This is a genomic window from Enterobacter sp. ECC-019, from assembly GCF_043974075.1.
Taxonomy (GTDB): Bacteria; Pseudomonadota; Gammaproteobacteria; order Enterobacterales; family Enterobacteriaceae; genus Enterobacter; species Enterobacter asburiae_D.
Window position 1 is genome coordinate 1,255,850 of record NZ_CP143759.1, and the last position, 24,268, is coordinate 1,280,117.

Below are 24,268 nucleotides of genomic sequence, written 5' to 3' on the forward strand. Positions count from 1 at the left end.
ACTCAATCAGGAAAAATTTGGCGTCTATTGTAGCGATTAAGACGTTAAATTTCGCCTTTTAATCCCTCTTCCAGTTCATCAAAAAGCTGCAGATCCACGTCCAGCAGCTCGACCGCATTGCTGCGACGAATGCCGACATTATTCTCAATTAGCAGTTCTAGCAGTCGGTCACCATCTATCAAGGTAATAGGAGCCGCACCGGGATGCAGAGCCGCTTTTTCACAGTTTCCGGCAAAACGCCCCGTGGTGATGAGCGTGCCCCGAATCGCGCTGTGGTAAGGCAACGCACCGCGTAACTGGTCGATAACAGGACGGGTAATATTGCTCTGCATACGCTTAACCTGCACCACTTCCGTGATGGTGGTAATGCCCACTTGTACTCTACCGACTACGTCGACGCCTTTATCGCCCGACGCTTTGGTCACTTCCACCTGTTCATAACCCATTGCCTCCAGAAGTTGACCAATCAAATGCTCAAACTTGTAGGGATTCATGGTGCTGATTTGTTCGCGAAGCTGCTCTTTTTGCTGCTGGTTGTAGCGCTTAACCGCGTCCAGAAGTTCTTTTCGTGGATCGGCTTTGCGGGCCGGTAAGGCATTCGCCAGCCATGCCCGGCCTTTATCGGTGATGTAGTAGCTCATCCCTTCCCGGGCGATCATATCGCGATCGATCAGGTTATAGAGGCGCGAGTAGAGGGTGCTTTTAATGGAACTGGAAGAAGCGAACTTTGAATGCTGGTGTAAAAAAGCCTGCCATTCAGGGAGTAAGTCAGCACGACGGGACATTTCACGTCCCGCCAGCAGTTCAAGAAGTTGCAGTAACCCTTCTTTATCGTCCAGCGCGCGGAGCGTGGCGTCATCACGATTGAGAAATTGTTGCCCGCGCTCGGTGGGTACCCAGATATCTTTCGGCGTCGTTTCCATCAGTTCGAAAACTGAAGAGTTAAGGAATAAATAGCTACCGTAACTATGACGGGGATTGAGGATGTGATTATCCTGGTTCCAGATTTTCAGTGCGATCTCTGCGTCTTCGCCTTTCAGGCGTTCGTTGATCCACATATCAGGTTCGGACCAGTCAACCGGGTTTTGCGGCGTGCCGGTTTGTTCCTGAATCGCATTGATCATGTTACGTACAGAATGCACTGAATAGCCGGAGACGGCTTTCATCATTGCCTGAACCTGCGCATAGGTTGGAAAAAGTGGCGTGATGACTTTGTAATTTTTCACGTTATTCCCTTAACGATTGCTGTGGCTTTAGCTTGCCACGTCAGGGAGTAAATACTACTAGCTAAGTCACTTATTTTGTAAGGCAATGAAGGTGTTGCTTTTTATATGGCAAAGCTCTATTTCATAGCACCCGCCACAATACCCACCCCCCAAACCCCATCAACACCACCCCCGCCATGCGCTCAATCCACCACAGCGAACGGCTGATCTTCTGTTGCACCGCTCGTAACCCCATCAGCGATACCAGCGCCAGATCCCACATCAGCACCACCATCATCATCCAGACGCCACAGGTCGCCTGTTGAAGCAGCGTCACGTCCGGCCCCAGCAATGCTGTCATCAGCGCCAGATAGAACAGCGCGTTCTTCGGGTTTAACAGCGCCGAACCGAGCCCCAGCAGGATCTGCTTGCGCAGCGAAGGGAAGCGCTGGTGGGTTTCATTCAGCGCCAGTGCCTGAGGTCGGCTGCGCACCAGATGCGAGCCGATCCACAGCAGGTACAGGGCACCGCAAAGCTCGATAAGCGTAAACAGCCACGTAAACTGGCGCAGCGCGCTCCAGCTGATAATGACCAGAACAATATAGAGCGCGTTACCCGCGGCAATGCCGAGGCACAGCCCGGCGCTGCCGCGCAGCCGATAGCGCGCGGCGTAGCCCACCAGCAGGAAGAAATCCGGGCCCGGACTTAGCAGGGCAACAAAATGCGCCAGCGCCAGGGCGAGAAAAGCGGAAGGGAAGAACAGTTCCATAGCGACCTCGGTTAACAATCCGAGGTCAGAGTACGGCGCTGCAGATCCTATTTATTGTCTGATATTGATCGGCCCGTGGCGTACTGGCGCGGCGTGGCGGCGGTATAGCTGACGAAGGTCTTATGAAAATGGCTCTGGTCGGCAAAGCCGCTCTGGTAGCCGACGTCGGCAATATCATCCCCGGCACGCAGCCGCTCCTTGGCGTACTCCACGCGGGAGATGTTGAGGAAGCTGCCCGGCGTCAGGCCGGTGTCCTGCTTGAAGGTGCGAATCAGCGTCTCCTTGCGCAGCGAGAAGCGTTGGGCAAGCTCGTCGAGGGAAGGCGGGCTGGTGAGATCGGAAAGAAATGCCTCCTGAACCTGCTGGCTGGTTGAGCGAAGCGCGTCTGCGTTATCCGCACAGCGGGGAAGGGCAGAAAGCAGCGTGCCCACAGACGCCGGAGACATTGTCTCGACAACGTCCAGGTAGTGGGCAAACAGGTCAGGGCTACGAATCACCTGTAGTGCCAGAGGCAGCTCGGTTTCGATATAGAGCATATGGTAGCTGCGCGGTTGCCCGCCGACGGGGTTACAGCTGTGCGGCGCACATGCCGGGATCACGATGAGGTCCCCGGGGTTAAGGATGTACTCTCTGTCATGACACACGCAGCAGGTCTGGCCCTCCACAATCGCGCCGATGGAAAGTTGAGGGTGGCTATGGCGTTTGTACGCCTGCGTGCTCTGCCAGGTGCTGCGCAGCTCAAGGCCTGAGGCGCGGTGAAAAGTCTGGCGGACGTGTCGGGTATCGGTCATGGGCGCTCCTTCTGGATGTTTTTTATACCACGTCATCGAACCCTCTGGCAGCGCTTCATTAAGAACCTTCCGGATATACCCAACTTTACGTCCACGGCCAGTCATGTTGACTACCCTTAATACCCTAAGCGGTAAAACAAGGAGATTCGACATGGCTTATCAGACAGTAAATCCTGCTACTAACCAGCTCATCAAAGAATACCCCTCACATACCGACGCGGATATCGAAGCGGCGCTCAAGGCGGCCGATGCGCTTTATCATTCGGACTGGGCGAAAGGCGACATCAGCCAGCGTCTGCCGGTGCTGCATAAGCTCGCCGACCTGATCGACGAGCGCGTGGAGGATCTGGCGAAAATCGCCAGCCAGGAGATGGGGAAGCTCATTGAGCAGAGCCGCGGCGAGGTAAAGCTGTGTGCGCAGATCGCCCGCTATTACGCCGACAACGCGAAGCAGTTCCTGGCCCCGCTGAAGTACGACTCTGAACTCGGGGAAGCGTGGGTGGAGCATCACCCCATCGGCGTCCTGATGGCCGTTGAGCCGTGGAACTTCCCGTACTACCAGCTGATGCGCGTCCTGGCACCAAACCTGGCGGCGGGTAACCCCGTTCTGGCCAAGCATGCCAGCATCGTGCCGCACTGCGCCGAGACCTTTGCCCATCTGGTGCGCGAGGCGGGTGCGCCGGAAGGGGCGTGGACCAACCTGTTTATCTCGTCCGAGCAGGTAGCAAATATTATCGCTGACGATCGCGTGCAGGGCGCCGCATTAACCGGCTCCGAAAAGGCGGGCAGCGTGGTGGCCGCGCAGGCGGCGAAGCACATCAAGAAATCTACGCTGGAGCTGGGCGGTAACGACGTATTCGTGGTGCTGGACGATGCAGACCTTGAGAAGGCCGTGAAAATTGGCGTGAATGCGCGGCTCAACAACGCCGGGCAGGTCTGCACCGCGGCGAAGCGCTTTATTCTGCACGAGAAGATTGCTGATAAGTTCCTGAGCAAATTCACCGAGGCGTTTAAGCAGGTGAAGATTGGCGATCCGCTGGACGAAAGCACCACGCTGGGGCCGCTGTCGTCTAAAGATGCGCTCGAAACGCTGACCAAACAGGTTAACGAGGCGGTGAAAAACGGTGCTACGCTGCACTATGGCGGTAAACCGGTACAGCGCGACGGAAGCTTCTTTGAACCGACGATCCTGACGAATATCTCCCGCGACAACCCGGCGTACTTCGAGGAGTTCTTCGGCCCGGTGGCGCAGATTTACGTGGTGAAAAACGACGACGAGGCGGTCGCGCTGGCGAACGACTCTCACTACGGCCTGGGCGGGGCGGTATTTAGCCAGGATATTGAGCGCGCGAAGAAAATGGCGTCACGGATTGAGACCGGGATGGTGTATATCAACTGGCTCACCGATACCGCGGCAGAACTGCCGTTTGGTGGCGTGAAGCGCTCCGGCTACGGACGCGAGCTGTCGGATCTGGGGATCAAAGAGTTTGTGAACCAGAAGCTGGTGGTGGTGCGTAAGTAAGAGATAATAAAAAACCTGCCAACCGGCAGGTTTTCCATGAATAGTGTCATCGCCTTTCTTGCCGGGTGGCGCTGCGCTTACCCGGCCTACAATGTGCAACAGCATCAATAGACTGCACAGTTTTTGTAGGCCCGTGCAAGCGTAGCGCCGCCGGGCGCAATACAGGCTTAGAAGCTCACGCCGCCGCCCACGTATGCGCCGTCGATCAGCGTGTGGTTTGGACGACCATCTTTGCCGTCAACGCTCACGTGGCGGTAACCCACTTTCAGCGTAACCGGTTTGATTGGGGTCCAGCTTACGCCGCCGTTCGCTTCCACGTAGTTTTTGACGCTGTTGTTCAGCCCGTCTGGCGCCACATAGCCTTCACCAAATACATGAATGCTGTCGGTCAGGGCAACATTCATGCCGCCACCGATTGGGAACGCTACGCCGTTATCGCCTTTTTTCGGGCCGATGTAGATGGCTTTTGCGCCCGCATTCAGCATCACCGGGCCAACTTCCAGGTTGTAACCGGCACCCACGCCACCGGTTTGGGTGCCGTCATCGGTATTTTTGAGCCAGTTACCTTCGGTATACAGGCCGGATGAGGATTTACCCATTTCCACATTCAGGTTGGTGAAGTTTTTACCCTGCTCAATGCTGCCGCCCATCGCCAGTGCGGAGCCAGAGGCAGCGGTCAGAGCGGAAAGGATGAGAACGTTAAGCTTTTTCATGAGTAGTTCCTCGTCATTAAATTAATCTGAGGGCACCTTAACAAGTGATGTTTATGACTGCAAATGTGATATGTATCGTGGTTTTATGCTGATTTTGTTGGCTATTTAATATTTATCTGTTGCTGAATTGTTTGTTTGGCGAACCGTCAATGGCAATTAAATTTGCGTTTAGGAAAAGTTTAAATAGTTTGCTAAACGACGTTTGAACGAGCGGGAAAAAACCATTTGAGATGAATTAATTGAATTTCTAATAATTTCCAAAAATGTTTCAGTTGTCATAGATAAAGACGTAAGTTTACATTTCTGAAGAGGGATATACGTGCCACTGCGTTGGTCAGCGTCCCTTCTGTGTCATTTTTCTGACACGTTTATTCTTTACGTTGTTGGCTTCACTAACTGGATGCTAACAATATGAAAAGAAAAATTATTCCTGTGCTAATCGGTTGTGCGCTCTCTTTCTCTGGCCTGGCGGCGCAGCCCACTGCTGAGCGCTATGTCGTCAGCTTCCCTGACGGCTCGCATGTGAAATACAGCGGCGCGTTTGCCAGCGCGTTTCCGAACGGGCTCCCGGTGGGGATTGGCTCTGGCCTGCTGTTTACGGGCAAGCAAGGCGATGCCCTGACGTTTGCGACCGTGACCGATCGCGGTCCCAACGCCGATGCGCCAAAAATGGGTAAAAACGAAGCCAAAATATTTGTCACGCCAGATTTCGCGCCACTGCTGATGACCATCCGCGTCCAGAACGGCAAAGCAGAGGCAACGGATGCCCGCCCGCTGCATGACGATAAAGGCGAGATTAACGGTCTGCCGCTGCAAAGCGGCGTGATTGGCTCCACCAATGAAGTGGCCTTCAGCGATACCTTAAAGACGCTGAAGGGTGACAACCGCGGGCTGGACACGGAAGGCATCACGCCGGACGGCAAAGGAGGCTACTGGCTGTGCGACGAGTACGGCCCGTTCCTGATTAACGTCGACAGCAAAGGGAAGATCCTGGCGATTCACGGGCCGCAGGCCGCGGAAGGCGAAAAATCCATCGCGGGCGGTCTGCCAAACATCATTAAATGGCGCCAGCCTAACCGGGGCTTTGAAGGCCTGACCCGAATGCCGGACGGACGGATTATCGCCGCCGTGCAAAGCACGCTGGACATCGATGGCAAGAGCAAAAAGCAGGCGCTGTTCACCCGTCTGGTGAGCTTCGACCCGGCGACCGGGAAAACCGCGATGTACGGTTACCCCATCGACAGCGCGGCCTACGGTAAAAACAGCGACGCCAAAATCGGCGACATCGTGGCGCTTGATAATCAGCACATCCTGCTGATTGAGCAGGGAAGCGATAAAAACGACGGGATGCGTAACCTGATTTACAAGGTGGATCTCAGCAAAGCGAGCGATCTTTCTGCCTTTGACAAGCCGGGCGAGTACCCGGAATTTGATGATGAGAAAACCCTGGCGCAGCGCGGGATTACGCTTGCAGCAAAAACGCAGGTGGTCGATCTCCGCGCGCTCGGCTGGCAGCAGGAGAAGGCCGAAGGGCTGGCGCTTATCGACAGCAAAACGCTTGCGGTGGCGAACGATAACGACTTTGGCGTGAAGGTGGCGATGCAAAACCCGGTCGAGGGCAAAAAGCTCAAGGATTATCGGGTGAATGCGGAAGGCAAGCTGACGCTGGATGATAAACCGGTTGAAACCACGCTCAGCGTGAAGCCGCTGAAGAAGCCGGAGTCCGACAGCGAGCTGTGGATTGTGACGCTGCCGGAGGCGGTAAAATAAGTTTACCCCTCACCCGCAGGGGAGAGGGGATTGTTCCGGGCGGTTATTTCTTCAGATCCGCAAACGCCGCCCGAATTTCCTCTTCCGGCAGCTGTATGCCTATAAACACCATCACGCTGCGCGGTACTTCATCGCCCCACGGTCTGTCCCAGTCGGCGCTGTACAGGCGCTGTACGCCCTGGAACAGCAGGCGGTTCGGCTCGCCGTCAATCCACAGCATCCCTTTATAGCGCAGCAGCTTGTCGGCAAACGACAGCAGCAGGTTTTCCATCACGCGCGAAACCTCGCTGATATCCACCGGGTAGTCCAGCTCCACCACAATCGACGCCACGTCGTTTTGCTTTTCTCCCATAAAGTGGAAGCGCGGTTTTGCGGTGACGTTCTCCTCCAGCATAAAGCCGTTGGTGTTGAACAGCTGAGACAAGTCGATATCGCCATGCGTCACCGTGTAAATCGGCGCGCGGGAGTTAATGCGCGTCAGGCGCTCTCGAAGCTTAACGCTTTCGCCCGCCACGTCGGTTTTGGTCAGCAGGATGCGGTCGGCGTAGCCCACCTGAGACTGGGCGATGGTGAACTGGTTCATCTGCTCGTCGGCGTGAACCGCATCCACCAGGGCAATCACGCCGTCCAGCAGATAGCGCTGGCAGAGGATCTCGTGAGAGAAAAAGGTCTGAATAATCGGGCCGGGGTCGGCCATGCCGGTGCACTCGATCACCAGACGGTCAAAGTCGATTTCACCGCGATCGCAGCTGTCGAGCAGGTCCAGCAGGGCGTCTTCTAATTCGTTAGAGCGGGTGCAGCAGATGCAGCCGTTGGTGAGGGTTTTGATCTGGGTGGCGCGATCGCCAATCAGCTGATCGTCTACCGAGACCTCACCGAATTCGTTTTCGATGACGGCGATTTTGAAGCCGTGCTGTTCATTCAGGATGTGGCGCAGCAGGGTGGTTTTACCGGCGCCGAGAAAACCGGTCAGCAGGGTAACGGCAATCGGGGTCATGGTCTCTCCTTTAGCAGCAGCGGACGCCGCCTTCTCCACTTCCGCCGTAGCGCGCTTCCTGGCGCTCGCGGAAGAATTCGGTGTAGGTCATGTACGGCTTATCCGGATGGTTGGTCTTCATATGCTCAACGTAGTTGTCATAGTCCGGAATGCCAATCAGCATTTTCGCCGCCTGACCGAGGTATTTTTTTGCTTCGCCTAAGTTACCAAACATAACGTGTCCTGATAAGAAAAAGCCCGGTGGCGCTACGCTTACCGGGCCTACAGTACCGTTGTAGGGCGGGTCAGCGTAGCGCCACCCGCCATTTTTTTAATGGTGTGATGAGGTCTTCACGCCGCCTTCCGGCACCGGCACGTACGGGGTTTCTTTATCCGTACGGCCGTCGGCGTTGCGCACGTTCAGCCAGGTTTTGATGCCGTAGAAGATGATGCTGTACACCACCACCAGGAACAGAATGCTCAGACCCGCGTTGGTGTAGTTGTTCACCACGATATGGTTCATGTTGGCAATCTGCTGCGCGGTCAGATCCGCGCCGCCTGCGGCAATCTTCTCTTTGTACTGGTTAGCCATGAAGAAGAAGCCTTCCAACTGAGGGTTGGCGCTGAACAACTTCAGGCCAAGCGCCCAGGTGGTGCAGAGCAGCAGCCACAGCGCAGGAACAACCGTTACCCAGATGTATTTGGTGCGTTTCATCTTCACGAGGACCACGGTACCGAGCACCAGAGCAACGGCTGCGAGCATCTGGTTAGAGATACCGAACAGCGGCCACAGGCTCTTCACGCCGCCGAGCGGGTCGACAACGCCCTGATACAGCAGGTAGCCCCACAGGCCGACGCAGCCCGCAGTACCCAGAATACCCGCCACCAGAGAGTCGGTTTTCTTCAGGAATGGCACGAAGTTACCGAGCAGGTCCTGCAGCATGAAGCGGCCCGCACGGGTACCGGCGTCCAGCGCGGTCAGGATGAACAGCGCTTCGAACAGAATACCGAAGTGGTACCAGAAGCCCATGTCCGCCCACGGCAGCACTTTGTGGAACACGTGTGCGATACCGACGGCAAGCGTAGGTGCACCACCTGCGCGGTTCAGCACGGACGGTTCGCCGATGTCTTTCGCCGTCTGCATGATCTGCTCAGGCGAAATCACGAAGCCCCAGGAGCTGACGGTCGCCGCCGCATGTGCGCTCGCGTCTTTCAGCTGCGCCATAATCAGCGCCGCGTTATCACCGCCCATTTCGTGCAGGTTTGGCATGGTGATGCCGAGGCCCGCAGGCGGGGTGTTCATCGCGAAGTACAGACCCGGTTCGATGATGGAGGCTGCAACCAGCGCCATGATCGCCACGAAGGACTCCATCAGCATCGCGCCGTAGCCGATCAGACGCGCGTCTTTCTCGTTCGCCAGCAGCTTAGGCGTGGTACCGGACGCAATCAGGGCGTGGAAGCCAGAGACCGCACCGCAGGCGATGGTGATGAACAGGAACGGGAACAGGGCGCCTTTCCAAAGCGGGCCGGTACCGTCGATGTACTGCGTTACCGCAGGCATTTTCAGGTCCGGGTTAATCACCAGGATGCCGATCGCCAGACCGACGATAACGCCGATTTTCAGGAAGGTCGCCAGGTAGTCGCGCGGGGCCAGAATCAGCCAGACCGGCAGCAGCGCGGAGATAAACGCATAGCCAATCAGCGCGAAGGTAATGGTGGTGTCCTTGAAGGTCAGCGCCGGGCCCCAGTATGGGTCGTGCGCAATCACGCCGCCGAAGTAGATGGAGGCCACCAGCAGCACGATACCAATCACCGACACCTCACCTACGCGTCCCGGACGCAGGAAGCGCATGTAGATCCCCATGAACAGCGCAATCGGCACGGTTGAGCAAACGGTGAAGACACCCCACGGGCTTTCGGCCAGGGCTTTCACCACGATCAGGGCCAGCACCGCAAGGATGATGATCATAATCAGGAAGCAGCCGAACAGAGCGATAGTCCCCGGCACGCGGCCCATCTCTTCCTTGACCATCTCACCCAGAGAGGCGCCGTTACGGCGAGAAGAGATAAACAGCACCATAAAGTCCTGCACCGCACCCGCCAGCACTACGCCCGCGAGCAACCACAGGGTACCCGGCAGGTAGCCCATCTGCGCGGCCAGCACCGGGCCCACCAGCGGGCCTGCACCGGCGATAGCGGCAAAGTGGTGACCAAACAGCACGTAGCGGTTGGTTGGCACGTAGTTCAGGCCGTCATTGTTAATGACCGCCGGGGTGGCGCGCGTCGGGTCGAGCTTCATGACCTTCTGCGCGATGTACAAGCTGTAGTAGCGATAAGCAACAAGATAGACGGAAACGGACGCGACCACGATCCACAGGGCGCTTACGTGTTCGCCCCGGCGTAATGCGACAACCGCCAGACAAAAAGCGCCGAGGATCCCGAGTAGGGCCCATGGCACGTGCTTCAGTAGTTTTTTAGTATCCATAGTAAGACCTGGTTTTTTATGTAAAGAAAAAAGGGTCAGGGTTCGTTGTGAGGAGGTATTGATTAATGCTGGAGCGATCGTGCCAGATCCTCGCGCGTGTAAAGGACGGTAAATGAATGAGTGGTTGAAAGTGCCGGGTGAGCGGTCAAAGGGGGCGACGAGCGGTTCCGGCTCGCCGCCAGGGGACGAAATTATGTGATTGAGATCACTTGATTATTCGGGTTGCGTTCCACCGCCAGATAGTTCTCCAGCGTTCCGATCAGTTTTTCCTTCAGCCAGCTCGGCTCCAGAATCTGAATATGGGGCAGCCAGTAGAACAGCAGCGGCAGGATCTGGTTCTCGTGCGCCGCCTGGCAGCGCAGCGTGACGCCGCCCTGTTGCTCCTCCAGCAGCTCTTGTTCCGGCAGAAGATCGCGGCGCAGGAAGTAATGCGAAATATTATCTTTGATGAATATTTTCACCGCGAAAGTATTTTCAGATACCCAGGGGTCGAGGCTTTTTTCCAGCAGCTCAAGGACATTTTCTTCCGGAGTGAAGGTCGTTTTCTGAATATCAAACCAGCTAATCTGGCTCAATGAGAAGGATTTCAGGTGGCTATTTTCGGTGGCTTGTAAATACCATATATTTTTTTTGTTAATGAGTTTATAGGGATTAATCAGACGGGTTTTCCCCTTATAAACAATCTGACAAACATTATGGTTTTTAATCGATCTCTCGATTTTCGTTAAATGACGGCGAATATCACGCTGTACCGTGTGTTCGGCTTCATTCGCAAGAATAAGAATATGGTTTTCGTCAACGCGCGTTTCAAGATTTCGCCAGAATTCCTTATTTCTTTCAGGGAAAAAGCTGTCAGCATTCAGGAAGTTAGCAAGGGTGTGATGTAAGCCTTGTCCGCCGGGCGATTGTGCAGAATGGATCAGTCGATATAGCCCGTTACCGGTATGTTCAACAATGGGGGAGAGGGCATTTAAATCCCGGTAGACGGTACGCTCGGTAATTTTAAATTTTTCCATTAGCGCACTGCGGTTTACCACACCGTTTAAATGTAGCTCAAGGAGAATATCGACCAGACGTTCAGCCGAGCGGCTCCGCGTCGTTTTAGCCATAAGGTCATCCTGTATATTTAGGTATGCGCTGAATGATGCGGATGCACTGACAGGCGGTGTCAGTATTCAGTCACAGAAAATTTCTCTTATGGTTATATAACGGCGTGATTTAGCGGAAACCTTAGGAGTTTTTGTAGAAAGCGGCGCTGGCCGAAGAAAAAGGCCAGCGCGAGGGGGATCACACGGCGGCTTCCGCCTCCAGCATGACCGGGTGGAAACGGCGCTTGAAGTAGATCAGGCCGTGTCCCGCGTCACTCAGGATGATATTTTTAATTTCAACAAGGTAGACAAGATGCGTGCCGATGGTTTGCACCTGGCTAATCTCGCCTTCAAGGCTGGCCAGCGCGCCCTTGAGCACCGGCTGCGCCAGCGGGCCTTTCTGCCAGCAGGAGAGGGTAAAGCGCTCCTCCATGGTCATACCGGTCATCCCGGCGAAATGGCGAGCCATGATCTCCTGCTCGTGGTTCAGCACGTTAACGCACAGCCTGCCGTTGCCCTGAAATACCGGGTTCATGGCGCTGTTGGCGTTGATGCACACCATGACCGACGGTGGGGTGTCGGTGACCGAACAGACGGCGGTGGCGGTAATGCCGCAGCGGCCCGCCTCGCCCTCGGTGGTGACCACATTGACCGCCGCCGACAGGCTGCTCATTGCGTCGCGAAAACGCAGGCGTTGTTCATCTAAATGCATTGCAACCTCCCGCTGCGCTATTTCAGCAGCTTGTCGAGCATGTTGATATCGCTGTTGTTGTGCAGGTGCGGCACCGTCCAGCCGTGCTGGTCGTATTCGGACATGCAGCGGTCGACCATCGCCATCATCTTGTCCATGTTGCCGGAGCTCTGCGCCTGGCGCAGACACTGCAGGCGGATCTCATCCTGGCTGCCGGAGTAGTTGATTTCGTACAGCTCGTGACGACCGCCAAACTCGCTGCCGATGGCATCCCACATCAGTTTCAAAATCTTGATGCGTTCGACGTGATCCATGCCGTTGGAGCCGCGCACGTATTTCGCCAGATACTGGTCGATCTGCGGGTTATTCAGATCCCGGGCGCTGGACGGGAGGTAGATCAGACCGGACGTCACGTTACGCTCGATGATGTTCTTGATCTTCGCGTAGGCCATCGGTGCCATCACGCGGTAGGTTTGCAGCGCGGCGTGATCCGGCAGATACGCGCCGTTGACCCACGGGGTGGCTTCGGAGCACATGGAGTCGCTCAGCGCCCAGAACATGTTGCGCCAGGCCACCACTTCGCCGAGATCCGCCTGCACGCCGCGGAACTCCAGGGTACCGGTGCACTCCAGGGATTTCTTCAGCAGGGCGGTGATGAAGTCGAGCTTCACCGCCAGACGCACGCAGGCCTGCAGCGGGTACATCCGCGCAAAGCCGCCTTCCATCGTCCAGCGACGGCAGCGGTCGAAATCGCGGTAGATCAGCACGTTTTCCCACGGGATCAGCACGTGATCCATCACCAGGATCGCGTCGTTCTCGTCGAAGCGGCTGGAGAGCGGGTAGTCATACGGGGAGCCGGTTGCGCCTGCCACCATCTCGTAAGAGGCGCGGGAGATCAGCTTCACGCCCTCGGCGTCCATCGGCGCGACGAACATCAGCGCGAAGTCCGGGTTTTCGCCCATCACCTGCGCGGAGCCGAAGCCGATCATGTTGTAGTGGGTCAGCGCCGAGTTGGTTGCCACCACTTTCGCGCCGCTGACGATGATCCCCGCGTCGGTCTCTTTCTCCAGCTTGATGTAGACGTCTTTCACCTCGTCAGCCGGCTTGTGGCGGTCGATCGGCGGGTTAACGATGGCGTGGTTGAAGTACAGGCCGGTTTCCTGAATGCGCGTGTACCAGTTGCGGGCGTTCTGCTCGAACTGGCCGTAGAAGGCCGGGTTGGCGCCGAGCGCGCAGCCGAACGCGGCCTTGTAGTCCGGCGTGCGGCCCATCCAGCCGTAGCTCAGGCGTGACCACTCGGCGATAGCGTCGCGCTGCTGGCGCAGGTCGTCGGCGCTTTTCGCCACGCGGAAGAACTTATGGGTATAGCCGCCGCTGCCGGTGTCGGTGCCCCAGCAGAGGGTATCCTGCATGTCTGGCTTGTGCAGCGCGTCGTACATCTGTGCGATGGAGGCCGCCGCATTGCGAAACGCCGGGTGGGTGGTGACGTCTTTGACGCGCTCGCCGTAGATATAAATCTCACGGCCGTCCTGCAGGCTTTTTAAATACTCTTCGCCGGTTAACGGACGTTTGGCATCAGCGCGGAAATCTTCAGGCTTCATAGGGACCTCGTATCGGAATAGTGTTGTTAAATTTATGTTTTGTTTTTGTTGTTTAATTGAAGCTTGAGAGGGGCGAGACGTGAAGGGACGATTGGGACAACGGCGGGTACTTTTCGGGCGGGATTGGAATTTGTGATCTGTGCGGCTTTTCGGCGGGTGGCGCTGCGCTTACCCGCCCTACGGACCGTAGCCCCGGTAAGCGTAGCGCCACCGGGGAATTACGACACCGGTACTTTCTGCGCCCGATACGCGCTCGGCGAGCATCCCACTAAACGGTTAAAAAACCGGGCAAAATAGGCCGGATCCTTAAACCCCAGCTGCCAGGCAATCTCGCTGACCGCGCTGTCGGAGAAGAGCAGCAGCCGTCTGGCTTCCCGCAGCTGCCGGTCGAAGATCAGCCGCTTCGGCGGGCGGTTGGCGAAGCGGCGACAAATATCGGTCAGGCGGGATTCGGTCAGGTGCAGCTCGCTGGCGTATCCCGGCACCGTCCAGTGCTGGTGGTAGTGGGCATCTATCAGCTGGGTAAAGCGCTGGAACAGCTTCAGCTCGCCGCGCATACCGCCTGAAGCGTGGTCGTCGAGCTTTGCGTTGCGCAGCAGCAGGGTAAACACCGCCTGCGCCAGCAGGACCAGCGTGTGCTCGCGCCCGGGCAGCTGTTCCGTGGATTCCCGGGCAATCAGCTGCCAGTAGTGCTTCAGCGCCGCCAGCTCGTCCGGCCTGTCTGCCAGCGAGAGGCAGATCCCCGGCAGGCCAAACGCTTCCCGCGTGCCGGGGTAGAGCACCTCCAGCAGCGGCCAGATCAGATCTTCACGCACCGTCAGCACGTGCCCGTCGCTGTCGGATTCGGTGATAAACGCGTGCGGCACCGACGGCGGCGTGAGGACGAACAGCGGGGCCTGCACCGAGTAGCGGTGATCGTCGAGCTGGAGCTCAATCTGCCCGGTATCGAGAAAGTGCATCTGAAAATACTGGTCGTGACGATGTGCCTGCATGTCGCGGCCAAAAAAGGCCGCCATGCGGGCGAACGACTGGTAGTGCACATCGTCGGTGCCCAGACTTTCGTCGTACTCCTTGCTGATATCAATGTTGGCGATAGGGCTCTGGCACATGATCGTTCCTCTGTTGATCCCGCTGCGTCATTGGAATGCGCGTCAGCACCAGCGCGCCGACCACCAGCAGCCCGGCCACGAACCACAGTCCGGAGCTGAAGCTGCCGGTCGCGTCGCGCAGGATCCCAATCAGCAATGGGCTGACGGCGGAGCCGACGTTGCCGATAGCGTTGATCACCGCCAGCGCCACCGCGCGGGACTGCAGGCTAATCACCCGATCCGGCGTGGTCCAGAATATCGCCATGGCGGTAAACGATCCGGTTGAGGCCATAATGATGCCAAGCAGCTGGATCAGGCTGTGATCGGTGGCCGAGGCCAGCATCCATCCCGCCGCGGCGAACAGGTACGGCAGGATGGTGTGCTTTTTTCGCTCTTTCAGCCTGTCGGAGCGGCGGCTCCACCAGATCATCCCGAGGATGGTACAAAACTGCGGGATCGCCGCCAGCAGGCCGATGACGATATTGCTGCTCCCCGTGTTAAAGCTTTGCAGGATCTGCGGCGTCCAGATGTTGATGGCGCTGAGCGTGTTGGTCAGGCAGAAGTAGGCCAGCGTGTAGAGCAGCACCGCCGGGGTCAGCACTTCACGCAGCGTCGAGCGCGGCGTGACGGATTGGGCAATGGCGACCTCCTGCTCGCGGGCGATCATCGTTTTCAGCGCCTGCTTTTCGTCGTCGTCCAGCCAGGTGGCCTTATCCGGCGTGTCGTTGAGATAAAACCAGGTCACCACACCGAGCACCACCGACGGCAGCCCCTCCAGCAGGAACAGCCACTGCCAGCCCTTCAGGTTCCACAGCCCGTCCATCGCCAGAATGTATCCGGAGAGGATCGAGCCGAGCATCATGGTCACCGGCATGGCGATCATAAACAGCGCATTGGCGCGGGCGCGGTGATAGGCCGGGAACCACCAGGTGAGATAGACCAGGATCCCCGGCAGGAAGCCGGCTTCGGCAATGCCCACCAGCATGCGTAAAACATAGAGCGTGTGCGGGCTGGTGGCGAACATGGTGCAGGTGGAGGCGATGCCCCATACCACCATAATCCCGGCGATCCAGCGTCGCGCGCCGATCTTCGCCAGCATGATGTTGCTCGGGATCCCGCACAGCACGTAGGTGACGTAAAACAGCGTCGCGGCGAGGCCAAACATGGTCGACGTAAGGCCCAGATCTTTGCCCATCGTCAGCCCGGCAAAGCCGATGTTGATGCGATCGAGAAACGAAAAGACAAACAGGATAAAGAGAAAGACGATCAGGCGTCGGAACAGCTTGTTAATGGCGCGATGTTCAACAGCTTTATTATCATGGGTTTGCAGGGTAGAGGTCGTCATGGTGCGCTCCAGATCTTACGTTTAGTAGACGGATTTATTGTTATTAACTGACGTAACCGGTTGTTCGATAAAACGAGCCGCCAGCGCTTCCGCGCCGCGGGCGAGCAGGGTGGTGTCGACGCCGACGGCGACAAACAGCGCGCCGAGTTCAAGGTAGCGTTTCGCCAACTGCTCGTTCGCCATCAGAATGCCGGGCGCTTTACCGGCGCTAAGGATCTGCGCGATCGCCTGCTCGATGGCGGCCTGCACTTCCGGGTGCTGCGGGTTGCCGGCAAAGCCCATGTCGGCGCTCAGATCCGCCGGGCCGATAAACACGCCGTCGACGCCTTCCACGTCGAGTATCTGCGGCAGGTTTTTTAGCGCCTCGCGGGTTTCAATCTGCACCAGCACGCACATGGCGTCGTTGGCCTGCTGCAGGTAGTCCGGAATCCGGTTCCAGCGCGACGCTCTTGCCAGGGCGCTGCCGACGCCGCGAATGCCCGCGGGCGGGTAGCGGGTGGAACGTACCGCCAGCCGCGCTTCATCGGCGTTTTGCACCATCGGTACCAGCAGGGTTTGTGCCCCTACGTCCAGCAGCTGTTTGATCTGCACCGGGTCGTTCCACGACGGGCGCACCACCGGCTGGCTTGGATAGGGTGCGATGGCCTGCAGTTGGGTTAACACGGTCTGCACGCTGTTCGGCGCGTGCTCGCCGTCGATCAGCAGCCAGTCGAATCCCGCGCCTGCTAACAGTTCAGCGCTGTAGCTGCTGGTCAGCCCCAGCCATAAGCCAATTTGCGGGCGGCCCGTTTTCAGCGCCGCTTTAAATGCGTTTTGCATCACTATCTCCTAGACAAAACGGCAGCTGATAGAGCCCATGCTGCCGTAGTCGACGTGGAAGGTGTCGCCTCTGCTGGCAGGCACCGGGCGGGTAAAGGAGCCGCCGAGGATGATTTGCCCCGGCTCAAGCTGTACGTCGTACGGCGCCAGCTTGTTCGCCAGCCACGCCACGCCGTTCGCCGGGTGGTTAAGCACGCCTGCGGCCACGCCGGTCTCTTCGATCACGCCGTTGCGGTAGAGCAGGGCGGAGATCCAGCGCAGATCCAGCGCGTCGGGTTTAATCGGACGACCGCCGAGGATCACCCCCGCGTTGGCGGCGTTATCGGAGATGGTGTCGAACACCTTACGCGGGCGCTGGGTTTCCGGATCAACGTTGTGGCAGCGGGCGTCGATCAGCTCCAGCGCGGGGATGACGTAATCCGTGGCGTTGTAGACGTCGAAGATCGTGCAGTTCGGGCCGCGCAGCGGTTTTGCCAGCACGAAGGCCAGCTCCACTTCGATGCGCGGGACGATAAAGCGATCGACGGGGATGTCGCTGCCGTCGTGGAAGAACATGTCGTCCAGCAGCGCGCCGTAGTCCGGCTCGCTGATCTGCGAGCTGGCCTGCATCGCTTTCGAGGTGAGGCCGATCTTGTGGCCTTTCAGCACGCGGCCTTCGGCGATTTTCAGGCTGACCCATTCGCGCTGGACGGCGTAGGCGTCTTCAATCGTGATCTCCGGGTACTCAAGGGAGATCGCACGGATCTGCTCCCGGGATTGTTCCGCCTGATGCAGGCGGTGGGCGATCAGGGTATGGGTATGTTTATCGAGCATGGCGATATCCTGTTTTTGCCGGGTGGTGCTGCGCTTACCCGGCCTACGGTTTGGTGCTGCTGTTGCCGGGTGGCGCTTCGCTTACCCGGCCTACGTTCGGGGTCGTTGTAGGCCCGGTAAGCGAAGCGCCACCGGGCGAGCAGACGGCTACGTAAACAACGCGTGCACGTTGTTTTGTTTGTAATTGAGCGTCGGGTGCAGCTCGTCCAGCTCAAACGACAGCGCCAGATAGCGGCTCGCCATTAGCTCCGCGAAGTGCGTTTTGATCAGCGCAAACAGCATTTCACCGACCTCTTCCCGGCTCTCCAGGCTGCGCCCGGAACCAATCTTCAGCGTCATATGCACAAAGGCGTAATCGTGCCTGCCGTCGGCCATCTGCCAGGTGTCCAGCCAGTGGGCACGGCTGCGGATACCGCCGATGGGGAAGATGCCCGTGGCGGCGAGCGCCTCGTTCACTTTGGCGAACAGCCCCGGCAGGTCGGCCTGCTCGCGGATGTTGTCGGTACATTCAGTAATAAAGTGCGGCATGGTGACTCCTTATGCGGGCAGCGGGAAAACGGCGTTAACCTGGCCGGTGCCGGAGCTGGCGAACAGCTCGGTGAGAAACTCCACCTTGCCGTCGTATTTGTCCCAGCCGAGCATCCCCAGCAGCATCACCGTGTCGTGCATGTTGCCCTCGCCGTAACAGTAGTCGGCGTACTCCGGAAGCATGCTGCAGAATTCTTTGAACTGGCCTTCGCGCCACAGCTTCACCACGCGCTCGTCCATTTGACGGTCAAACTCACGGGTGTAGCTGTTCATCCCTTCCTCCGCGCGCTGGTCGTCGATAAAGCGGTGCGACAGCGAGCCGCTGGCGAGCACCGCCACGGTACCGTCGTATTTCTCAATCGCGCTGACGATGGCCTCGCCCAGCCTGCGGCTGTCGGCGAAGTCGTGAACCGTGCAGAACGCCGAGATGGAGATCACTTTGAAGTGCTTATCCGCGTTCATGTAGCGCATCGGCACCAGCGTGCCGTACTCCAGCTTGAGGCTCGGGATGTTGTGCGCTTTGGCGCGTATGCCGAGCTTCACCGCTTCGTCGGCAATCAGCTGGCCGAGCGCCGGGTTGCCGTCGTAGTCGTAGGTCATGTCGCGGATAAAGTGCGGCAGCTCGTTGCTGGTGTAGACGCCCGCAAAATGGTCCGCACAGTTGATGTGGTACGCGCTGTTCACCAGCCAGTGGGTGTCGAACACGATGATGGTGTCCACGCCCAGCTCGCGACAGCGCTTGCTGATCTCTTTATGCCCGTCGATGGCCGACTGGCGGCAGCCGTGGTTTTTCCCCGGCAGCTCGGAGAGGTACATCGACGGTACGTGGGTGATTTTTGCCGCTAATGCTAATTTACCCATGGTCAGATCCCCCACTTTGGAATCGGATGGTCGCCCATGGAGATGCAGACGTTCTTCATCTCCGCGAACACCTCGAAGCTGTACTCACCGCCCTCGCGGCCGGTGCCGGAGGCCTTCACGCCGCCAAACGGCTGGCGCAGGTCGCGCACGTTCTGGGTGTTGACGAACACCATGCCCGCCTCGATGCTGCGCGCCAGGCGCAGCACTTTACTGACGTCCTGGGTCCAGATGTACGACGCCAGGCCGTACTCCACGTCGTTCGCCAGGCGCAGGCCTTCCGCTTCGTCCTTAAACGGCAGCAGGCAGGCCACCGGCCCGAAGATTTCTTCCTGCGCCACGCGCATGCGGTTATCGACGTCCGCCAGCACGGTTGGGCGCAGGAAGTTGCCGGCCTTGAGGTGCGCAGGCAGATCGGTCGGTTTGTCCGGGCCACCCGCCAGCAGGGTTGCGCCTTCCTCGATGCCGAGACGGATGTAGCCGGAAACCTTCTCCCAGTGCTGCTTGCTGATGAGCGCGCCAATCTGGGTATTCGGATCGGTCGGGTCGCCCACGCGCAGGCGGTTGGCGCGCTCGGCAAAGCGCTTCACGAATTCCGGGTAGATGCTCTGCTGGATAAAGATGCGCGAGCCCGCGGTGCAGCGCTCGCCGTTGATAGAGAAGATGGTAAACAGGGCGGCGTCGAGCGCGCGCTCGATGTCGGCATCTTCAAAAATCAGCACCGGGGATTTGCCGCCCAGCTCCATGGAGTATTTCTTCAGCCCGGCATTTTTCATGATGTTGCGCCCGGTGGCGGTGCCGCCGGTGAAGGAGACGGCGCGCACGTCGTGATGGCGCACCAGCGCGTCGCCTGCCGTCGCGCCGTAGCCCTGCACCACGTTAAGCACGCCCGCCGGAATGCCCGCCTCCAGCGCCAGCTCGCCCAGACGGTCGGCGGTCAGCGGGGAGAGTTCAGACATTTTTAGCACCGCGGTGTTTCCGAGTGCCAGGCAGGGTGCGACCTTCCAGGTGGCGGTCATAAACGGCACGTTCCACGGCGACACCAGCGCGCAGACGCCCACCGGCTGCACCAGGGTGTAATTGAGCATCTTGTCGTCGACCGGGTAGGTTTTGCCGTTCATCTGCTGGCACACCTCGGCGAAGAACTCGAAGTTGTGCGAGGCGCGCGGAATGAGCACGTTTTTGGTCTGGTGGATCGGCAGGCCGGTGTCGGCGGTTTCCATGGCGGCGATCTCGGGCACGTTCTGGTCGATTAGATCCCCCAGACGGCGCATCAGGCGCGCGCGCTCCTTCATCGGCAGGTTAGCCCACTTCGGGAACGCCTCTTTGGCGGCGGCGACGGCCTGGTGAATTTCAGCTTCACCGCCGGAGGCGACTTCCGCTAATACCTCGCCGGAGGCCGGGTTGGTGGTGTGGAAGTATTCGCTTCCGGCGACGTTTTTACCGTTGATCCAGTGGTTAATCTTTTTCATTTTGCAGTCTCCTCGCTGACAATTCGGTTCACCAGGCGTCCCACGCCCTCCACTTCCACCACCACCTCATCGCCCGGCACCACGTCGGACAGCCCTTTCGGCGTGCCGGTGGCAATCATGTCGCCCGGCTGCAGGGTCATAAATTCGCTCAGGTACGCAATCAGGAACGGAATGCTGAAGATCAGATCCGCCGTGGTGCCTTCCTGGCGCAGCTCGCCGTTGACGAAGGTGCGTAGGGCGAGGTTGTGCGGGTCGGGAATCGCCGCTTTCGGCACGATGTGGGGGGAAATGGGCGTCAGCCCGTCGCGGCTTTTTACCCGCAGGTTCGGGCGGTAGTAGTTTTCCAGGTAATCGCGGATGGCATAGTCGTTGCAGACCGTATAGCCCGCCACGTAGTCCATCGCCTCGGCTTCGCTGACCTTACGCGCGGTCTTACCGATGACCACAACCAGCTCCGCTTCGTAGTGCATGTATTCGATATTGTTCGGGCGCACCGACGTCTGGTTGTCGCCGTTGAAGGTGTTTGGCGCTTTGATAAATACCAGCGGCTCGGTGGGCGGCTTGAAGTCCAGCTCGCTGGCGTGATCGGCATAGTTCAGCCCGAGGGCAAACAGCGTGGCGTGCGGCGGCGTGCTGTGCGCAATAGTGACGTCGCGCTCATCCACCACCGGGTTTTCCAGCGGCGGAAAACCTTCTGCCAGAATACGCACGCGATCGCCCGGGCGGATCTCCACGCGGCTTTGCGGCGTGCCGAGCAGGATCGCATCGCCGGGATTGAGGGTGGCGAACTCGCTCAGGGCGCTCAGCAGTTCGGCAGCGCTGCGCTGAAGATCGGCGGTGTTCCAGTGGTCCGCTTCGCGGCCGTTGATCTCGGTGATGATGGTCAGGTTGTCCACGTTATCAACGGCGACCAGCTCGCCCAGCGGGCAAAATCCGTCCCGGCATTTGGCCTTGATGGCCGGGCGGTAGAAGCTCTCTTCCGGCAGGCTCACCTCGTTGGCCAGCGCGTATCCCGCGATGTACGCCGCGGCGTCCTCCACGCGCACCCTGCTGGCGGTTTTGCCCACCACCAGCGCCACCGTCGCGCCGCTCAGCACCGTTTCCCCCTGCGGGAAGGGGATCGGCTCGCCAGCGCGAATCACCGTGTTATGCGGCTTGATAAACCACACGGCTGTTTTCGGCGGCGTGTTGTAGGGGGCTTTTTCAAACGCCTCACGCCAGGCTTCACGCTGGCTTCGATGGTTGAGGGCGACGGCAAAAACGGTACCTTTCATTCACATACTCCTCACCCCGGCGGTCCGGGTTATGATTTCATTAATATGTTAATGATCTGGTTTTATGCTTTTGCTGTTTATTTCGCAATCAGAAGTGAAAAATTTGTGATATGAATAACAATAAATTTACATATTGGTTTTTATTTATATGTAAATCAGGTGGTTAATAAAAATGAATGGTTTCTGTTAGACTTTTTGACGGAAAACGTGTTGTTTATAAAAACATCTTTTAGTGATTGTTTACTTGTTAATGACTAGCGGGGAGAGGCTATGCATGATTCATTAACCATCGCGCTGCTACAGGCTCGGGAAGCGGCGATGTCGTACTTCCGCCCGATTGTGAAGCGCCATAATCTGACCGAGCAGCAGTGGCGCATTGTGCGCGTGCTGGCTGAGCATCCGTCGATGGATTTTCACGATCTGGCGTTTCGCACCTGCATCCTGCGCCCGAGCCTGACCGGCATCCTGACGCGCATGGAGCGTGACGGCCTGGTGTTGCGCTTAAAGCCGGTGAACGACCAGCGCAAGCTGTACGTGTCGCTGACCAAAGAGGGGAATGCGTTGTATGAACACGCCCAGGCGCAGGTCGAAGAGGCGTATCAGCAAATTGAGGCGGAATACACGCCGGAGAAGATGAAACAGCTGACGGCGCTGCTGGAAGAGTTTATTGAACTCGGAAACCGGCATAACGCAGCGCGGGAAGAAGAGTAAAAACCACAAATTCCAGGATGATTTTCGTAAAGTTTTCCCTTTCCAGGCCGAAAATTCTGTATCTGTCTGAGGAAAGAGAAAACATGTTAAACCGTATCAAGATTGTCACCAGCTTAATGCTGGTTTTAGCGATATTTGGCCTTTTACAACTCACGTCCGGTGGTCTTTTCTTTAATGCCCTTAAGAATGACAAAGAGAATTTCACCGTCCTGCAAACCATTCGCCAGCAACAATCCACGCTGAACGCCAGCTGGGTCGCGTTGCTGCAAACCCGTAATACCCTGAACCGCGCGGGTATCCGCTACATGATGGATCAGAGCAATATCGGCAGCGGCGCGACCGTTAACGATTTGATGCAAATCGCGTCTACGTCTCTGAAACAGGCGGAAAAAAACTGGGCTGCCTACGAAGCCCTGCCGCGCGACCCGCGTCAGAACGACGCTGAAGCGATGGAGATCAAGCGTAACTATGATATTTACCACGGTGCGCTGGCGGAGCTGATCCAGCTGCTGGGTGCGGGCAAAATCAACGCCTTCTTCGACCAGCCGACCCAGAGCTATCAGGATGGTTTTGAGAAGCAGTATGTGAGCTACCTGCAGCAGAACGACAAGCTGTACCAGATGGCGGTCGAAGACAGCAACAGCTCCTTCAGCCAGGCTATCTGGGTGCTGATCAGCGTCCTGATTGCCGTGCTGGTGGTGATCGTGGCCGTCTGGCTCAACATCAAGCAGACGCTGATCTCTCCGCTGAATCGTCTGATTGACAACATTCGCCATATCGCCAGCGGCGACCTGGTGAAGCGCATTGAGGTTCAGGGCACCAACGAGATGGGTGAACTGGCCGACTCGCTGCGTCATATGCAGGGTGAGCTGGTGCGTACCGTTGGTGATGTGCGTAACGGCGCGAACGCTATCTACAGCGGCGCGAGCGAAATTGCGATGGGCAATAACGACCTCTCTTCCCGTACTGAGCAGCAGGCCGCTTCCCTGGAAGAGACCGCGGCCAGCATGGAGCAGTTGACGGCGACCGTTAAGCAGAACGCCGAAAACGCCCGTCAGGCGAGCCATCTTGCCCTGAGCGCCTCTGAAACCGCGCAGAAAGGCGGTAAAGTGGTGGATAACGTGGTGCAGACCATGCGCGATATCGCGGGCAGTTCGCAGAAAATTGCCGACATTATTAGCGTGATCGACGGGATTGCTTTCCAGACCAACATTCTGGCACTGAACGCGGCGGTAGAAGCGGCGCGTGCGGGCGAGCAGGGTCGTGGCTTTGCGGTGGTGGCAGGTGAAGTGCGTAACCTGGCCCAGCGCAGCGCCCAGGCGGCTCGTGAAATCAAGAGCCTGATTGAAGACTCCGTGGGTCGCGTGGAAGTGGGTTCAACGCTGGTCGAAAGCGCCGGTGAAACCATGGGTGAGATCGTGAACGCGGTGACCCGCGTAACGGACATCATGGGTGAAATCGCCTCTGCGTCTGACGAGCAGAGCCGCGGTATCGACCAGGTCGGCCTGGCGGTCGCTGAGATGGATCGCGTGACCCAGCAGAACGCCTCGCTGGTTGAGGAATCTGCCGCAGCGGCCGCCGCACTGGAAGAGCAGGCGAGCCGTCTGACTCAGGCCGTGGCGGTGTTCCGCATTCAGCAGGAGCAGATGAAAGCGCGCGAATTCGCTGCGGCTAAAGCGGTTTCCACGCCGGTGATGGCGCGTAAAACCGCGACTGCCGATTCAGGCGATAACTGGGAAACGTTCTAAC

22 protein-coding genes are annotated in these 24,268 nt (G+C 58.0%); 4 read left to right on the top strand and 18 right to left on the bottom strand.

The window, feature by feature from the left end:
• Positions 1-44 precede the first annotated feature (44 nt).
• The 3 genes from V1566_RS05820 to V1566_RS05830 all read right to left on the bottom strand — a co-directional run bounded on the left by V1566_RS05820 (position 45) and on the right by V1566_RS05830 (position 2,765).
• Complete coding sequence (locus tag V1566_RS05820) at positions 45-1,226, bottom strand: restriction endonuclease (RefSeq protein WP_395305320.1); 1,182 nt, start codon at positions 1,224-1,226, stop codon at positions 45-47.
• Positions 1,227-1,347: 121 nt separating this feature from the next.
• A complete protein-coding gene (locus V1566_RS05825) occupies positions 1,348-1,974 on the bottom strand; it encodes a LysE family translocator (RefSeq protein WP_395305321.1) in 627 nt (208 codons plus the stop codon).
• 47 nt (positions 1,975-2,021) lie between these two features.
• On the bottom strand, positions 2,022-2,765 hold the full coding sequence (locus V1566_RS05830) for a helix-turn-helix domain-containing protein (RefSeq protein WP_395305322.1): 744 nt from the start codon (positions 2,763-2,765) through the stop codon (positions 2,022-2,024).
• 151 nt (positions 2,766-2,916) lie between these two features.
• Between V1566_RS05830 and V1566_RS05835 the strand changes: the two genes are divergently transcribed.
• A complete protein-coding gene (locus tag V1566_RS05835; protein ID WP_395305323.1) occupies positions 2,917-4,287 on the top strand; it encodes an NAD-dependent succinate-semialdehyde dehydrogenase in 1,371 nt (456 codons plus the stop codon).
• Positions 4,288-4,454: 167 nt separating this feature from the next.
• On the opposite strand, the gene V1566_RS05840 is transcribed toward V1566_RS05835, so the two are convergent.
• On the bottom strand, positions 4,455-5,000 hold the full coding sequence (locus V1566_RS05840) for a YfaZ family outer membrane protein (RefSeq protein WP_395305324.1): 546 nt from the start codon (positions 4,998-5,000) through the stop codon (positions 4,455-4,457).
• A 411-nt stretch (positions 5,001-5,411) separates the two neighbouring features.
• On the opposite strand from V1566_RS05840, the gene V1566_RS05845 reads away from it, so the two are divergent.
• A complete protein-coding gene (locus V1566_RS05845; protein ID WP_395305325.1) occupies positions 5,412-6,770 on the top strand; it encodes an esterase-like activity of phytase family protein in 1,359 nt (452 codons plus the stop codon).
• 43 nt (positions 6,771-6,813) lie between these two features.
• Here V1566_RS05845 and yjiA read toward each other — a convergent pair whose 3' ends face one another.
• The 14 genes from yjiA to hpaG all read right to left on the bottom strand — a co-directional run bounded on the left by yjiA (position 6,814) and on the right by hpaG (position 21,808).
• Entirely contained in the window at positions 6,814-7,767 is a 954-nt protein-coding gene (gene yjiA / locus V1566_RS05850; RefSeq protein WP_395305326.1) for a GTPase, read from the bottom strand.
• Between the two features lie 10 nt (positions 7,768-7,777).
• Positions 7,778-7,981: a YbdD/YjiX family protein gene (locus V1566_RS05855; RefSeq protein WP_003856610.1), complete on the bottom strand. Its 204-nt coding sequence runs from the start codon at positions 7,979-7,981 to the stop codon at positions 7,778-7,780.
• A gap of 96 nt (positions 7,982-8,077) precedes the next feature.
• Positions 8,078-10,231 carry a carbon starvation CstA family protein gene (locus V1566_RS05860; protein WP_023334384.1) on the bottom strand — a complete coding sequence of 718 codons (2,154 nt, stop codon included), beginning with the start codon at positions 10,229-10,231 and terminating at the stop codon, positions 8,078-8,080.
• Between the two features lie 191 nt (positions 10,232-10,422).
• Positions 10,423-11,340, bottom strand: coding sequence for a helix-turn-helix transcriptional regulator (locus V1566_RS05865; RefSeq protein ID WP_395305327.1), 918 nt, complete (start codon positions 11,338-11,340; stop codon positions 10,423-10,425).
• Positions 11,341-11,518: 178 nt separating this feature from the next.
• A complete protein-coding gene (locus tag V1566_RS05870; protein ID WP_395305328.1) occupies positions 11,519-12,031 on the bottom strand; it encodes a 4-hydroxyphenylacetate 3-monooxygenase reductase subunit in 513 nt (170 codons plus the stop codon).
• 17 nt (positions 12,032-12,048) lie between these two features.
• Entirely contained in the window at positions 12,049-13,611 is a 1,563-nt protein-coding gene (gene hpaB / locus V1566_RS05875; RefSeq protein WP_014168483.1) for a 4-hydroxyphenylacetate 3-monooxygenase, oxygenase component, read from the bottom strand.
• A gap of 218 nt (positions 13,612-13,829) precedes the next feature.
• On the bottom strand, positions 13,830-14,720 hold the full coding sequence (gene hpaA, locus V1566_RS05880; RefSeq protein WP_395305329.1) for a 4-hydroxyphenylacetate catabolism regulatory protein HpaA: 891 nt from the start codon (positions 14,718-14,720) through the stop codon (positions 13,830-13,832).
• Complete coding sequence (hpaX, locus tag V1566_RS05885) at positions 14,692-16,044, bottom strand: 4-hydroxyphenylacetate permease (protein WP_395305330.1); 1,353 nt, start codon at positions 16,042-16,044, stop codon at positions 14,692-14,694. Before hpaX ends, hpaA begins: the two co-directional genes overlap by 29 nt.
• A gap of 21 nt (positions 16,045-16,065) precedes the next feature.
• Complete coding sequence (gene hpaI, locus V1566_RS05890; RefSeq protein WP_395305331.1) at positions 16,066-16,863, bottom strand: 4-hydroxy-2-oxoheptanedioate aldolase; 798 nt, start codon at positions 16,861-16,863, stop codon at positions 16,066-16,068.
• A gap of 9 nt (positions 16,864-16,872) precedes the next feature.
• A complete protein-coding gene (gene hpaH, locus V1566_RS05895; RefSeq protein WP_108417166.1) occupies positions 16,873-17,676 on the bottom strand; it encodes a 2-oxo-hept-4-ene-1,7-dioate hydratase in 804 nt (267 codons plus the stop codon).
• A gap of 147 nt (positions 17,677-17,823) precedes the next feature.
• The gene (locus V1566_RS05900; protein ID WP_395305332.1) at positions 17,824-18,204 is read right to left on the bottom strand and encodes a 5-carboxymethyl-2-hydroxymuconate Delta-isomerase; all 381 of its coding nucleotides are present in this window, start codon (positions 18,202-18,204) and stop codon (positions 17,824-17,826) included.
• Positions 18,205-18,213: 9 nt separating this feature from the next.
• Positions 18,214-19,065 (bottom strand): 3,4-dihydroxyphenylacetate 2,3-dioxygenase, encoded by an 852-nt coding sequence (gene hpaD / locus V1566_RS05905; protein WP_395305333.1) that lies wholly within the window; start codon positions 19,063-19,065, stop codon positions 18,214-18,216.
• Between the two features lie 2 nt (positions 19,066-19,067).
• Positions 19,068-20,534, bottom strand: a complete 1,467-nt coding sequence (gene hpaE / locus V1566_RS05910; protein ID WP_395305334.1) for a 5-carboxymethyl-2-hydroxymuconate semialdehyde dehydrogenase — start codon at positions 20,532-20,534, stop codon at positions 19,068-19,070.
• Positions 20,531-21,808 carry a 4-hydroxyphenylacetate degradation bifunctional isomerase/decarboxylase gene (gene hpaG / locus V1566_RS05915; RefSeq protein ID WP_395305335.1) on the bottom strand — a complete coding sequence of 426 codons (1,278 nt, stop codon included), beginning with the start codon at positions 21,806-21,808 and terminating at the stop codon, positions 20,531-20,533. The genes hpaE and hpaG overlap by 4 nt, the downstream gene beginning before the upstream one ends.
• Before the next feature lie 270 nt (positions 21,809-22,078).
• Between hpaG and hpaR the strand changes: the two genes are divergently transcribed.
• Entirely contained in the window at positions 22,079-22,519 is a 441-nt protein-coding gene (gene hpaR, locus V1566_RS05920; RefSeq protein WP_023334396.1) for a homoprotocatechuate degradation operon regulator HpaR, read from the top strand.
• An 83-nt stretch (positions 22,520-22,602) separates the two neighbouring features.
• Positions 22,603-24,267 carry a methyl-accepting chemotaxis protein gene (gene tsr / locus V1566_RS05925; RefSeq protein ID WP_134349569.1) on the top strand — a complete coding sequence of 555 codons (1,665 nt, stop codon included), beginning with the start codon at positions 22,603-22,605 and terminating at the stop codon, positions 24,265-24,267.
• The last annotated feature ends 1 nt before the right edge of the window (position 24,268 follow it).